16 protein-coding genes are annotated in these 14,218 nt (G+C 43.3%); 4 read left to right on the top strand and 12 right to left on the bottom strand.

From position 1 onward, the window contains the following. Window positions 1–169: 169 nt before the first annotated feature. Window positions 170–1,714 carry a 2,3-bisphosphoglycerate-independent phosphoglycerate mutase gene (gpmI, locus tag BB781_RS05600; RefSeq protein ID WP_094227512.1) on the top strand — a complete coding sequence of 515 codons (1,545 nt, stop codon included), beginning with the start codon at window positions 170–172 and terminating at the stop codon, window positions 1,712–1,714. On the opposite strand, the gene fen is transcribed toward gpmI, so the two are convergent. From fen to BB781_RS05585, 3 genes are all read right to left on the bottom strand, one after another. Next, window positions 1,711–2,727, bottom strand: coding sequence for a flap endonuclease-1 (gene fen / locus BB781_RS05595; RefSeq protein WP_094227511.1), 1,017 nt, complete (start codon window positions 2,725–2,727; stop codon window positions 1,711–1,713). The two genes, gpmI and fen, sit on opposite strands and share 4 nt — an antisense overlap. A gap of 34 nt (window positions 2,728–2,761) precedes the next feature. Next, the gene (locus BB781_RS05590) at window positions 2,762–3,076 is read right to left on the bottom strand and encodes a hypothetical protein (protein ID WP_094227510.1); all 315 of its coding nucleotides are present in this window, start codon (window positions 3,074–3,076) and stop codon (window positions 2,762–2,764) included. Between the two features lie 97 nt (window positions 3,077–3,173). Next, window positions 3,174–3,497, bottom strand: a complete 324-nt coding sequence (locus BB781_RS05585; protein WP_094227509.1) for a hypothetical protein — start codon at window positions 3,495–3,497, stop codon at window positions 3,174–3,176. Window positions 3,498–3,641: 144 nt separating this feature from the next. Here BB781_RS05585 and BB781_RS05580 point away from each other — a divergent pair, with 144 nt between their 5' ends. Further along, the gene (locus BB781_RS05580) at window positions 3,642–4,571 is read left to right on the top strand and encodes a presenilin family intramembrane aspartyl protease PSH (protein WP_094227508.1); all 930 of its coding nucleotides are present in this window, start codon (window positions 3,642–3,644) and stop codon (window positions 4,569–4,571) included. Window positions 4,572–4,580: 9 nt separating this feature from the next. Here BB781_RS05580 and BB781_RS05575 read toward each other — a convergent pair whose 3' ends face one another. The 9 genes from BB781_RS05575 to BB781_RS05535 form a co-directional block, all read right to left on the bottom strand. Further along, window positions 4,581–5,045, bottom strand: a complete 465-nt coding sequence (locus BB781_RS05575; protein ID WP_094227507.1) for a carboxymuconolactone decarboxylase family protein — start codon at window positions 5,043–5,045, stop codon at window positions 4,581–4,583. A 32-nt stretch (window positions 5,046–5,077) separates the two neighbouring features. Beyond that, window positions 5,078–6,016, bottom strand: a complete 939-nt coding sequence (locus BB781_RS05570) for a methanogenesis marker 7 protein (protein WP_094227506.1) — start codon at window positions 6,014–6,016, stop codon at window positions 5,078–5,080. Next, a complete protein-coding gene (locus BB781_RS05565) occupies window positions 6,016–6,612 on the bottom strand; it encodes a methanogenesis marker 17 protein (RefSeq protein WP_094227505.1) in 597 nt (198 codons plus the stop codon). The genes BB781_RS05570 and BB781_RS05565 overlap by 1 nt, the downstream gene beginning before the upstream one ends. Before the next feature lie 5 nt (window positions 6,613–6,617). Then, complete coding sequence (locus BB781_RS05560; RefSeq protein WP_094227504.1) at window positions 6,618–7,859, bottom strand: methanogenesis marker 15 protein; 1,242 nt, start codon at window positions 7,857–7,859, stop codon at window positions 6,618–6,620. Continuing rightward, window positions 7,856–8,317, bottom strand: a complete 462-nt coding sequence (locus BB781_RS05555) for a methanogenesis marker 5 protein (RefSeq protein WP_094227503.1) — start codon at window positions 8,315–8,317, stop codon at window positions 7,856–7,858. Before BB781_RS05555 ends, BB781_RS05560 begins: the two co-directional genes overlap by 4 nt. Window positions 8,318–8,326: 9 nt before the next feature. Further along, window positions 8,327–8,761 (bottom strand): methanogenesis marker 6 protein, encoded by a 435-nt coding sequence (locus BB781_RS05550; protein WP_094227502.1) that lies wholly within the window; start codon window positions 8,759–8,761, stop codon window positions 8,327–8,329. Window positions 8,762–8,763: 2 nt separating this feature from the next. After that, window positions 8,764–10,299 (bottom strand): methyl-coenzyme M reductase-associated protein Mmp3, encoded by a 1,536-nt coding sequence (gene mmp3, locus BB781_RS05545; RefSeq protein WP_094227501.1) that lies wholly within the window; start codon window positions 10,297–10,299, stop codon window positions 8,764–8,766. 42 nt (window positions 10,300–10,341) lie between these two features. Then, on the bottom strand, window positions 10,342–11,955 hold the full coding sequence (atwA, locus tag BB781_RS05540) for a methyl coenzyme M reductase system, component A2 (RefSeq protein ID WP_094227500.1): 1,614 nt from the start codon (window positions 11,953–11,955) through the stop codon (window positions 10,342–10,344). Between the two features lie 249 nt (window positions 11,956–12,204). Then, window positions 12,205–13,023: an HAD family hydrolase gene (locus BB781_RS05535; protein WP_094227499.1), complete on the bottom strand. Its 819-nt coding sequence runs from the start codon at window positions 13,021–13,023 to the stop codon at window positions 12,205–12,207. A gap of 126 nt (window positions 13,024–13,149) precedes the next feature. Between BB781_RS05535 and BB781_RS05530 the strand changes: the two genes are divergently transcribed. Next, a complete protein-coding gene (locus BB781_RS05530; RefSeq protein ID WP_094227498.1) occupies window positions 13,150–13,857 on the top strand; it encodes a matrixin family metalloprotease in 708 nt (235 codons plus the stop codon). Beyond that, entirely contained in the window at window positions 13,838–14,218 is a 381-nt protein-coding gene (locus BB781_RS05525) for a methylated-DNA--[protein]-cysteine S-methyltransferase (protein WP_242492543.1), read from the top strand. The genes BB781_RS05530 and BB781_RS05525 overlap by 20 nt, the downstream gene beginning before the upstream one ends.

Below are 14,218 nucleotides of genomic sequence, written 5' to 3'. Positions count from 1 at the left end.
ATTATAATGGAATATTTATTTTAACGAGCTTTTAGTTCTTATTTACTCTCGTAATGGTACTCGTGGAGTTCAAGTCATTGACAATAAAGAGTAAGAAGAACATCACATACCCCCATTCTGAACTGTACAATACAACGCATTTAAAAACCATCAGGACAATTCTGAATCCATGTCATATGAAAAAGGACCGCTTTTGCTGATGATACTGGATGGTTGGGGATATACTCCTGAAGAGCAGGGGAATGCGATTATGGCTTCAAGGACCCCAGTACTTGACTCTTTGTTAGAAAAATATCCTTCCTGTTTACTTGTGGTTTCCGGTGAAGGAGTCGGACTTCCCGAAGGACAGATGGGAAATTCGGAAGTTGGTCACCTGAACATTGGCGCGGGCAGGATAGTTTATCAGGACCTGACACGTATTAACAGAGACATAAAAGATGGTTCTTTTTTTAAAAACCAGGTGCTTCTTGAAGCCATGGACCATGTAACGAGGAATGATTCTTCACTGCACCTTATGGGACTCTTCTCATATGGCGGAGTGCACAGCCACATGGACCACATGAGAGCCCTTGTCGAAATGGCAAAAAGTAAAGGGGTTGGAAAAGTCTACATCCACGCATTTCTTGATGGGAGGGACGTGCCGCCCCAAGCTGCTCTTGAGGACATGAAAAAACACGAGGAATTTTGCAGAAGTACAGCCATAGCAAAGACTGCAACGGTCTGTGGCAGATATTATGCAATGGACCGTGACAAACGATGGGAACGCACGGAACTGGCATACAATGCACTCACAAACGGAGAAGGGATCTTTGCAAAGGATGCAGTATCAGCAGTCACCCAGGCCTATGAAAGGGGGGATAATGATGAGTTTATTAAACCAACGGTCATTGTGGGCAAAGACGGTAAGCCTGTTGCAACAATAAAAGACAGAGATACTGTTATTTTCTTCAATTTCCGGCCTGACAGGGCAAGGCAGATGACATACGCCTTTGTTGACAGGGATTTCGATGCTTTTGAGAGGAAGGTAAGACCGGAAGTACATTACGTATGCATGGCAGAGTATGATAAAAAACTCGATGTACCTATAGCATTCCCTCCTGAGAGCTTTGAAAATACACTGGGAGAGGTCCTTAGCAGACATAATAAGAAACAACTTCGCATAGCTGAGACTGAAAAATATGCTCATGTGACTTTTTTCTTCAACGGTGGTGTGGAAGAGAAGAACGAAGGGGAGGACAGGTGCCTCATACCATCTCCCAATGTTGCCACTTACGACCTTAAACCTGAAATGAGTGCATATGAGGTCACCGATGAACTCGTGAAGAGAATAGTTTCAGGTAATTACGATGTGATAATACTCAATTTTGCCAACATGGATATGATTGGACATACCGGCATCATCAAAGCAGCCATCAAAGCCATTGAAACTGTGGATGAATGTGTTGGAAAGATAGTCACTGTAATTCTGGAAAAATGCGGAAATGCCATCATAACTGCAGACCACGGCAACGCCGAGAAAATGATAGATTACAACACAGGAAAGCCACATACCGCACATACATCCAACCCTGTGAGGTGCATTCTGGTAAGTGGTGAGAATGGACTTGAGCTACGGGATGGGAAACTTTCAGATATAGCTCCTACAATGCTTGATATCCTTGGAATCGAGAAACCTGAGCAGATGACAGGTAAATCACTTATTGTAAAGAACTAGAACCACTTGTCAAGAGTGCTCTGGCCACCGCCTGATGAAGCTTCAAGGCGTTCCAGAGCCTTTGTGACCCGGTCTTCTGAAAAATCATGCTCATTGCAGAGGAAAGAGATAACCTGTGCAGTATCAGGTTTTTTCCATTTTAAAAGATAATCATCGGTCACAGGAGGGGATTTGAAGAATTCCTTGATATCTTCCATGTCGGGAATCTCCAGTCCCTTTGATGCCAGCATATTTTCTATGTTCCCGTGTTCCTTGATAAGTTTGAGAGCAGTTTTCGGACCGATCCCCTCAAGACCCTCATTAAAATCAGTACCTATACAAAGAGCAATATCGATAAGTTGAGAATGACTTATTCCAAGCTCATTAAGATTATCCTTAAGGCTGATTATTTCGGGTTTCACGTCCACGTAGATGTTCTTTTTTTGCAGTTTTCTCTTACCTGAAACCGTGAGGTTCCTTACAACCAGAGGTGAGCCGAAAAGCAGGGAATCATAATCCTGTGATGCAATCTTGTCCGCATCACCTTTTTTTACCATATAGGCAGCCTGTGCCTCGCCTTCCGAAGGAGCATCCACAAACGGAATGCCCATTGCAGTGAGCAGTTTTTTGGAATCTTCAACAATTGAGGCATCAACCTTTGAAGATGCCTGTGCATACTTATATGCCTCTTCTGCAAGTCCCTGTTCCTTTGCTTCTTCCCATTTAGCCTTTGCATTCTCGCGGGCTTCTGTGCGTTTATGGATGGTGACTGATTTCCACTCCGGAGGTTTGCCATCAAATACAAAAACAGGCTTCACTCCTGCTTCGACAAGGTTAGCCATCCTGTAAAGGATTCCGGACAGATGCGACGTGATATTGCCCTGCGAATCCTTGAGCGGAGTGCCATCCCTCTGCCGGATAATACTTAAGAATTGATAAAGTGTGTTAAAAGCGTCTATAGCTACAACGTTTAAAGAAAGATCAGATACCTCAATTGTGCTCCTCTTAAGGAGATCCCCTATATCAACACCCATATAAAATCATGTTTGAGTCAGTGCAAGCCCCTATTCAGACTTCACCTGTTATAAGTCCATTGCATTCAAGTCTTACATCAATGACAGAGTCGTCGTTTGCATCTATCTTTCCTACTCTGAGGATATTGCCCACCCGGTCTATGAGATGCGTTTTAGTAACCCTCACCTGGTGGAGGTCATTTAGATCTTTATTTTTATGAATTATCACGAGACTGTGCTGATCATTATCATTCTTGCTTAACTTTGACATCATGTTCTTTACAAGCTGCTCAAAGTCAGAGTAGATGAGAATTTCAGAACATTTCCCGGCTTTCTTTATGATACCAATCGGTTCTAAATTAATGCGCATATACGCACCTCTTATAGATAAAAATACTACCCTACCTCCTACTACTACCTAGTTAATATGGTTTTCGGGATTTAGAACGGTATAACTAGCGTAATTATCACCTATATCTGGTTCTGTCCATTGAAGTTATTATGTCATCCATCCTCAAAAGAACCTCATTGATCCTGCCATCCAAGTTGTTTTCAACACTCTGCACATTTATCCTTAAAGAGCGTTCTTTTGCTTCTAGCATGTTGTCTATCTTGCGAAGACGCATGTCAACTGATAGGATCATAGCAGCCAGTGCACCCACCATAACCATAGCAGACAGTACGATCAAGGCATTTGCCGGACTGTATGCGAACCTTCCAAGCCATTCATATGTTAATACAAATGAAGATACAACCATTACAACTGAGAATATTATGTCCCGGGTTTCCATTCTGTTCCCTCATAAAACTGATATGGCTTTTTTGCTATTTATATTATTTAACTCTATTTTTTAAAAGAGAATATCTTAAATAGTCAATCAACACTTAATATAGATATATAATATTTACTTATTTATATATTAGGAGTTGCATTAGTGAGTTCAGAAAAGACGGGAATTAAGGATTATATACCGATGCTTGTGATGGCAGGTATCATATTGGTAGTACAGATTACAGCATTGCTTCTGGCAACACCCATGAATGCAAATGATATGAAAGCCTTCGAGGATCCGGATTCAACTGCAAACAGCATCTACTACATAGTAATAATATTCATATTCACATTCCTGTTGTTGATGGCCATAAAAAGACAAATGCAGTGGATAATACAGCTCACCATATTGCTTGCTGTGGGATCTACAATGTACTATGTATTCTATGCTTTGCTGTCACTTGCTGATATATCGGTAATGGCAAATAATGTCATATCCATCCTTGTAGCAGCGCTCCTCACAATACTGCTTTACAAGTTCCCTGAATGGTATGTGATAAACACTATCGGACTCATAATAGGAGCAGGTGCTAGTGCCATCTTTGGCATTTCACTATCCATTCTTCCTGTGCTGGTGCTTCTTGCATTACTTGCAATATACGACGCAATATCCGTTTACAAGACAAAACATATGATAGACCTTGCGGAAGGAGTAATGGACCTTCGTCTACCAATACTATTCGTGATTCCAAAACACATGAAGTACTCATTCATCAAGGACTCATTCAAAAAGGAAGACGGAAAAGAAAGAGAAGCTTTCTTCATGGGACTTGGGGATGCTATTATGCCAACAATATTGGTTGTGTCTGCAAATGTATTCTTGGTACAGAAGGATGCAACACTGAACTTTATAGGATTCATATCCTACCCTGCCATTGGAGCAATGATAGGAACAATTGTAGGATTTATGGCATTGAGTGTGCTGGTAATGAAAGGAAAGCCACAGGCAGGATTACCATTCCTGAACAGTGGTGTAATACTTGGATATATTGCAGGAGTTCTTGCTTCCGGGGCAGGAACGCCCTTTTACTAATTTCTTTTTTCACTCTCCATCGGGAAGTTCGGTATTTATATTACATATAGCACAGTTAGAATTAGCGACTTCTGCATTGGATCCACTGAACTCTGCATCCACAGAACGAGTACCTTCTGCAAGGACAGCAGCTGTTGAAATGGTACCTGCTATCAGAATCGAATCGAATATTTCTTCCCTGGATATCCCGAGTCTTTTAGCAACCCTGACATGGGTCTTAAGACAATGTTCGCATCTCAGGGCTGAAGCCACAGCTATGCAGATAAGCTCCACAGTAGTAGGATCCATGCGTTTGAACTCGCGCATGACACTGTTCTCATAGATCATGCGTGATATGAAAAGTTCCGGCATATCTTTCATGAAGTTAATTATGTAAGGAATCTCACCATAGCGCTTCTCAACATCTGCCAGAATGTCGTCAACAGCCTCTTCAGGCTCTTTGTCAAGAATCTCTTTTATTTTATCCAGATCCATAGTAACCTCATGAATCAATTATTATATCCACATCAGGCGGTAAATCCAACCTCAGATTCACGTTTGATCTTGACCAATATATAATTTTTCATTTTAGAAGGAGTGATGACCGCCATATCAGACAGCTTTAATCCCTCATCGAACTCAAGATTCTCAACCTTTTTATGGAACTCTCCGTATGGGAGCTTTACACGCAATCCATCAAGCTGAAGTGTGACGGGAGCAGGCGAAAGCACATTGAAGATATCCGGTATCTGCTCGTGGATCTCTTTCATGACCCTTGCAGGCAGTACAGCAAGGGGATCCTTTGCAATATCTTCACGCATCTTCTCAACTACCTCCACGACCTTCTCCAACAGGACATCAAGTGCACCGAGTTCATCACTTTTCCTCAGACGATGGGCAACCCTTCCAATATTACCAACATACAGGTCAGCATTTGCAACATCCTCGGTTTTAAGGTTGCAAGGTCCACCTGTCACGATCTTAGGAATAGTTATGCCCTCAAGCAGTTTTGGCTTCTTGTTCTTGATGCAATCACTGAAGGTACCAAAGGAAAATAATGCGAAATCATGTTCATTGATAAGCTTCCTTTCGTAGTTGTCAGAAAGGGAAACTCTTCTGCCCATACCTCTTGCAAGGCCTATCATATTTGTATTCGCACCCCCCCTGCGCATAAATTCTGCGATATCGCAGGCAGAATGCGGAAGATGGTGAGAAGCAAGTGTGGGAGAAACAACGGCAATCTCGGTACCAGTAAGCGGAGCACGGGTGAGTTTACCAAGGAGTTTTTTTCCCAGCTCTTCGATAAGATGAACATCATCCCGGGGGATCAGCATGACAAGTGTGACTTCTGTTGCAGCAGGTACTTTCTGTATAAGGTATCCACCAAGGTCCTCCAGGAGTTCTGTAATAAGAGAATGTTTGTGAATACCACCCTCGTAGATGTATGGCTCCAATATCGCTGCCATTATTTCTCCTCCATGAGTTCTGTAACCATCTGGTGTGCTTCCTGTATCCATTCCGGTTTAAGAGGATCCTCACTTGCTACGAAGACGAACTTATGGCTATCCATTGAATGGTAGCGCACCCTGAACCCTTCGGGTGTGGCCCTTATAGCCATTTCCACCAGTCTTGACTGAAGGGTTCTGCGAGGGTCTGCAACCACCATATCCTTAAGGAACTTGATATCACTATCTGTATCTTCAGCATTGATGATCAGTGTATTTCTCTCAGGCTGGAAGACCTTTGTGCGCCCATATCTTGCCCAGAGCAGTTCAAGAAGCTCTGAAAGATATTTTTCCTCCGTTATCGAGATCTTTACTTCTTTTTTAACTATATTGCCGGTCTCAACACTGCCAATATCGGACAGTTTCACCATTGGCTGGCTGCCTCTTAGAATAATTGCCATCTGGAAAAGGGAATCTTCCGGCCTTACTACAACTTTTATCCGTCCGATAGCACCACCAAGTATCAGCTCGGTAATGATGTCAGAGACTATGCTTCTGTATGCCTCACCTTCCTCCTGAACAGTGGACTCTACAATGAAAGTCTCAAGAGCTTCCATAAGATTTACTCCTCCACAAATCCTGATGCCAACAAAGCACTTCCAACAGCACCTATCAAATGAGAGTTGGGAGGAACAAGGACATTTATCTTAAGCAATTCGCCAAGGGCCTTTGGAACACCTTCGATCAGAGAGGAACCGCCTACAAGGATCAATGGTTCCTTTACATCAACTTCCTGGAGCTGCTGTTCGAATATCTGCTCCACCACACTGTGACATGCAGCTGCAGCAACATCCTCAGGCGTTGAACCCTTGGCAAGGGAGTTTACAAGTGACTGGATACCGAAAACGATACAATAACTGTTCATATCAACTTTTTCCTGCATACCCTTCACCGCAAGGGCACCAAGTTCAGTGATATCCACACCAAGCCTTTTTGCAGTCATATCGAGGAAACGACCTGAAGCACCTGCACAAATACCACCCATGGTGAACATTCCCGGAATACCGTCTTCCACAGATATAGCCTTGTTATCCATTCCACCTATATCAATAACTGTTGCAGATCCTTTCTGTTTACCCGCAAGATAGACTGCACCCTTTGAATTTACAGTGATCTCTTCCTGGATGAGTTTGGCTTTGAAATGTTCCCCTACAAGGAAACGACCATATCCTGTGGTACCTATCGCCTGGATGTCTTCCTGTTTGACACCAGCTTCTTCAAGCGCTTGATTGAAAGCTTCTGTTGCACTGTCAATAACCTTTATCGTAGGCACCCAACCAGAACCTAATATCTTGTTGTCCTTCATGATGACTGCCTTTGTGGTTGTGGAGCCGGAGTCAATGCCTGCAGTAAGTCCGCTTTGCTTCTCCCTTGCAAGAAGATGTCTGCGCCTTGCGATAGTAGTTAGAGCTTCCATACGCGTCAATAGGGTTGCCGCCGTTGTACGCTCCGTAAAAGAATAACTTATAACTGGAAGATCAGAGTGCTTGTTTATGTAGCGACGAACTTCGTTCCTGACTATAGCCGCCTCAGCACATCTGAAACATGAAGTTATGAATACACCATCCACATCCGAAATACCTGCCACAACAGCCATGGCCCTTGCCATCATAAGGCGAAGATCAGGACTTGCGGCCTCTATGCCAAAATCCTTTCCGATTGTGTCAAGGACATTGACATCTATCTCAGGGTATATGAGTTTAGCATTGACGCTAGCTGCAACTGAATCAAGTTCACCGTGAACACCTGCATACTCGGAACCACATGACACCAGTGCCACTTTTACGACAGCTTCATCATTCATTCTGTTGCCTCCTCACTCTTCTGCGGCAATGATTTCAAAAACTCAGCTATCCGGTACACAAATTCCTGTCCCTCATCATCTGCTTTCGGAAAATCAAGTTCAAGGAGAGGTATATCACGGTTCCTTATGAGAAACTTTGTAAGCTCGTTGGTGCGGGCACATCCCATACAACCAAATGCAAGAGGGGACTCACCAACAATTATACCCGCATCTGCCTGTTCTATCATGGGCCCTACGATCGCCATCCTGCCCCTGACACCTGCCGGAACCTCCACAGCCGCATACTTCAGTCCATGCTTTGGTTCTTCTGCGGTGATGTTAAGTGGCGGGGAATCTACACCAACAGTTGATATCTTTTCCTTGATCTTTTCCATCATTGCAAGGGGTGTGTGGCCAAACCTCTGGACCAGGTCAGAAAGGATTAGGCTGTTTGTAGGGTATATGATAACTTTTGCCATTGTATTGCCTCATAAGGTGGATTCGATTATATCCTGAAGATCTTTTACTTCAAGCCTTTTCTTATGTTCTGTTTCTTTGAGAGGGACTTTCCGATCATATTTGTCAAGTGCTTTGCCGATCATAGGGAGCATCATTGACTCTTCCTTGAGAAAATAAAATCCAGGCCTTGCCCCGCCACCACGGGAGGCACGGCAGCGTCTTTCATCTCCCGGAGGGAAACCTCTCTCTTTTACAAATATGTGATTCTTATCAAGGTCCACAACCTCTTTTACCACTTTGTCCACAGCATCCCTGGGACCTGTGACCATGGTGCCAAAACAAGTTTCTTTTATGACGATATTAGTATTAGATTCATATATCTTCATAGCAGCATCAATGGGCAACACACTATCCGAACTTGTAACTACAAGTTTTGTTATGACATCTTCAGTTCCTTCAGCCATATTCATTCCTCCCTGCTGCCCTCTAAGATATATATGACATCTCCATCCTTGAAATGTTTGAGTTTATCAATTTCGAGTATTTTACCGACAATATTAGTGTTCGCAAACCTTTCCCCGGTTGGCCCGAAAAGATCGTCATCTGTTGTCTTGACACCTATCATACCAGCTCTCTTTGCAGCCTGGTTCGTGACACCGATCTCACCGGCAAAGGTCTTTATCGGAGTGTTTTCCGGGAAGATCTCCTTATATTTTTCAGCCGGCTTCTCTGCCTTGAAAATATATGTATTCTCATAAGTCATCATTATAGGGAGTACACCAACCGGATTATACTGGAGGCCTACGGCATGCCTGAAGAAGTCAAGTGTCTTGGGAGCAAGATCATTATAAAGCTTGATAGTCACAAGCTTCTCCGGGTCTACCCCTTGAACGGTGACTTTCCCTTCATGTATGATTTCAATTGTTGTTGCAGGCGTTTGCTTGACTATAAAACCGTCATCTTCAGTATGGCCTTCCCTGATGACTTCAATACCAAGAGCTTCCATTTCCTTTTGGGCATCTGCATTGGCCATGCCTAGCAACATGATAGGATCGGGAATGGATTCTACCATTATCTTCTGGCCACTCTCTGCCATTCTAGAAAGTTCAATGCCTTTTATGACATGACCTATAACAGAGTGCATGATAGAGGAGGTGCGGTCATCTGTGGAAATATATAGCTTTCCTGCACCGTACCCTACAGTCCGGACAAAAACAGCACCTTTTGATCTGGATTCAAAATTCTCGTACGTTACCAGCTCACCCTGGAAACGATGATCAGATATAAAAGAACTTGAAACAAAATCAATGTTGAAAGTGCCATCTCTGGTAACAGCAAAGAAGAACTCTGCACCTTCAGGAGCCAGAGGGTCTATCTCAATTTCAACATATGTGAATATCTTTGAACCATCCTCAAGTTTGACCGAAAGGTCAGTAGTACAAATGTGTTCTCCTGTCTTTTCCCATTCAACTACAGGTTCTACTGACAAGATCCTGTCACTCCTGACAAGATCCGGGAGAACATGCTTGCCGCTTATGACCCGTGCGAATACACCCTCTTCAGGTGCACCATATTCTGAAGCATGTTTAGTCTTACTGAGAATGATATGGGTATTTGCGGCATCACCACCACCTGCACCGAAAAGCAAAGTAAACCTGTCCATATCAGTGCTGCCGCGTACAGGCTCCAGATCAGTGTTGAACGGGCCAAACGCAAGAGCATCTTTACTGGTCCAGCGGACAGGTATATCAGTAAAGTCTTTAAAAATAGATATCCATTTTTTTGAAGAAGGGGAAGAGTCATTCAGAAGTTCTATCTTGAACTCACCTTTGGATGTTTTCACAAGGTATTCAACAAAGGCCTGTGACTTCAGGTCACTTTTTTCAATGAGAATCCCAATTGATGTCCCTTTCCTGTAAGGTGCGTTTGACACCCTGATGGCGTCCTCAAGGGTTGAACTTTCTGGTAATTTCAGTTCCTGTCCGTTGACCTCTACTGTTATTTCGCCACTCGTGTCAAACTCCTCCGTAACCTTTTTAGAATATTATGGTTCCGCCGCTTCCATGCGTTCTTCTTCAGTAAGTTGTGACAGGACAGCAGCAGGAGCCCCTATACTAACTATTTTACCGTTTCTCATAAGAGCTACGCGATCACATATCTCTTCTAGGAAGTCCATGTCATGTGATACGATGACAAAAGTGTCACCCATCTTCTCACGTGCTTCCAGAATAGACTTTGTGACCTCTTTCTTAGTGAATGGGTCCATTGTTCCCGTTGGTTCATCCATTATAATGATATTTGGTTCCTTTATCAATATCTGAGCCAATGCAACCCTGTGCCTTTCACCTTCACTAATCTCATCTGACATCTTTGATAATATAGATTTTGCCTTTTCTTCAGTGAATCCGGTGGCCATCAAGGTATTGATTGCCTTTCTCACAGCAAGCTCATAAGGAAGATCAATTCCTATTGATTCGGTAAGATTGTCAATGATCGTCCTGTGAGTATATAGTCCATATTCCTGATGCAGTATGCCCATGTACTTGACTGCACGTCCCCTGCATTCTGGACCTGGTTTTTTCATGTCTACCCATTCATCTCCGACACGCACCTGTATCTCACCGCTTGTTGGCTGTACAATACCCATGAGAGCTTCAGAAGTTGTGGTCTTTCCTGCACCGCTGGTACCTGCAAGACCGAAGATCTCACCTTCCTTTACGTCAAATGAAACATCATTTACAGCGTAAACGACACCTCGGCTCACTGATATGTACTTTTTTACAAGGTTATCTACCTTGATCAATGGGTCACCGACAACGACATCACATTTCTTTTCCACAGAACAGATAAGCTGCATGAATTCTTTTGCAACTTCTGATGGGGAACCTTCCTTTACAATTGCCCCGTCTTCAAGAATGATAGCCTTATCAGCAAGGTCTTCAACTACCTCAGACCAGTGTGAAGTAATGACCATTGTCATATTGTAGTCTTTGACTGCCTTTGCAATAACATCGTGGACTACATCTGCAGTCCTGGGGTCAAGCGTACCGGTTGGTTCATCGGCAATAAGAAGCATTGGATCCCTTACAAGTTGCCTGGCAAGAACCACCCTCTGTTTCTCACCGCCACTTAGGTCACGGGCAACGTGCATCATACGATGCGAGAGCTGTACCTTTTCCAGGAGCTCCACAGCACGGGGCAGGGCAGCCTCGTTATTTACACCAATCTCTGTGAGAGAGTTTACGACATTTGTAATGACCCTGTCATCACCATATAGAGCAAATGTACGCTGGAGCATGATAGCGATCCTTTTGGTTATCTCGCGTCTTGCAGGGTCATGAAGCGGAAGCTTTATGAAATCTGCTTCAAAGGACTTGAGGGTATCCTTACCACAGGCAGAGCATTCGTTCCCTACCTTGCATGGAGGTTCTATATGCCCGCATTTTTCGCATCTTGCGAGGTGATAGATAACCTCTCCACTAATACCTTCATACTCTTCAACACCACGCAGGACGTGCATCAATACTGTTTTACCGGAACCGCTTCTTCCAAGGATACCAAGAACTTCTCCTTCGTTGATTGTCAGGTTTATATCTTTGAGAACTTTGACACCATCAAATTCAAGTGTCAGGTTTTTGACTTCAATGAATAATGCCATTTGATTTCCTCCGCCCAGGGGTGCATAGGAGTTCTTTCTCACTACTAATGATATGCATATCTACTCAAATTACTTAACGGTTTTGTAGATTACATACAAAACTAGCGTTCTTGAACCCATGCAGACCTGATAACAAGTTTTTAGCGCTCTTTTTTAAAGAATTACTGTTGGATTATTGAACTCAATACATAAACGTAACGCATCTGTTTCGCACTGTTAACTTCTATAAAATGGAGATTGATATCGATTTTATGAAGTCGCACTGCTATTTATGTTTTTTACAATGTCCACTACTTCGATTATATTGCCTATTATAATGTCTGCTGCATCCACGAGGATCTGCGGCCTTTCGGCCCCCTGCTGGTACAGGAGAATACCCACATCAGCTGCCCTTAAAGCAAGGATATCATTCATTCCATCCCCTACCATAACGACAGAATCATAGTATTTCTTGAGATCTTTGACTATGTGCTCTTTATCACTAGTTGTGGCAACTGAAAAAACGTCATTCATGGAGATATTCAGAAATGCGGCAAGATTTTGAAGGTTCTGAGAATCATCCCCTGAAGCTATGTAGATATCTGTACCAAGCTCCCTCAGAAACTTAATTGCCGCAGATGTTTTAGAATACACCTGACCACCTGTGCTCAGGACATATGGCACAACATTATCCTGCGAGTCCACAACAAGACCTGCCGCAAGGTAAAAGACATTGGGACAACGACCTTTTACAAGAGATATCACATCATTAAGATCGCTCACCTTTGTTGAGTTCTGCCTTATGATTCCGTAGACATCGTCCAGTTGAAAAGGACTGCTGGAGCAACTTATACCAAGATCGATATTATACCTGTCAATAAATTCATGCAATTCCATGTCAGGATCACACAGCATAAGCTCTTCAAACCGTGCTCTTAAAACTACAAGAGCCCTGTTGGCCTTCTCTGCAACAAGAAGCGTAGTCTGTATATCTTCAAGGATAGAACCGGTGCTCATCTCCTTTGCAACACGATACATGTGTAACAGTGTCCCGGCACTGTCAAAGACGACAGCAACACGTTTTTCCATAAATCCTGATTGCATTTATCAAATATACAGTTAATCATAGACAACTAAATCCAAACATGTAAAACTGTGCCAAATGACTAATATGCAAGCAACTACAATTTTCAAGCTAAAGTAATTGTGACCAGAATGAAACGAATAATAATTGCCATGATAATCCTCATTGCAATAGCATTTGCATCAGAGAGCCAGAGGCATTCAGATAGCGAGGAAAGTATATTAAATCCCAAACCCTGGGACCACAGTCCAATTACTGTTTATATTGACGACACGAATGTTCCTGAGCATTACAGCCCAAGCTACAGGACCGATGTAGAGAATGCACTCAAATATTGGGAAACCGGCGGAAACGGACAGTTAGGGTACCAGGCAATTTTTGAGATTGTAGATGTTGATTATGCTGACATCCTGGTCATGTGGGTAGATAACCTGGAAAAAGATGCAGGTGTTGAGAATGGTGTTGCCGGATTTGCCAGGCCATACGAGGTGAATGGTCGCTTTGAGCGTGTTGATATCGTGCTGGAAACCGGGAATTTCAAAGGATACTCGTGGGTGCAATACGGAGATAACACCATGCAGAACATAGCCACACATGAGTTGGGACACGCACTGGGACTTGGGCACAGTAATAACAGAAATGATATTATGTACCCCACCTATGACCGCAAGGAAGAAATCAACCCCCTCCTGCTCCAGTCCACCTGGCCACTGCTTCTATTGATAGCAATTGCTGCATTAATTGTTATTTCATACCACGGCACCGGCTGGCTTCACTACAAGAAAAAAAGAAAGGATCTTGAGAAGGAAGTTTTCAGCGATGACAAAGATGAAAGATGAAAACGTCTTCCAGGCCATATTAAGATATTTTGCCGGCGAAATGATCGATTTCTCAGATTACGAACCTGACCTCTGCAGCCTTACGGATTTCCAGCGCAGAGTTCTTTATGAGGTTAGAAAGATCCCTTACGGAGAGACCATTACCTACCAGGAACTTGCCTGTCGTATTGGAAACCATGGCGCTGCAAGAGCTGTAGGCAGTGCAGTTGCGAAAAACCCATATCCTGTAATCATACCCTGCCACCGCATAGTCTCATCTTCAGGGATAGGAGGCTTTTGCGGGGAAACCTGTGGTGAGAAGGTTGAGCTTAAAAGGAAGATGCTGGAGATGGAAGCCAATTCTAGAGGAACAGACAGATAG

This window comes from Methanolobus psychrotolerans (assembly GCF_002243045.1).
Lineage (GTDB): Archaea > Halobacteriota > Methanosarcinia > Methanosarcinales > Methanosarcinaceae > Methanolobus > Methanolobus psychrotolerans.
The sequence above is the reverse complement of the archived record's forward strand: the minus strand, read 5'-3'. Positions and strand labels throughout refer to the sequence as shown.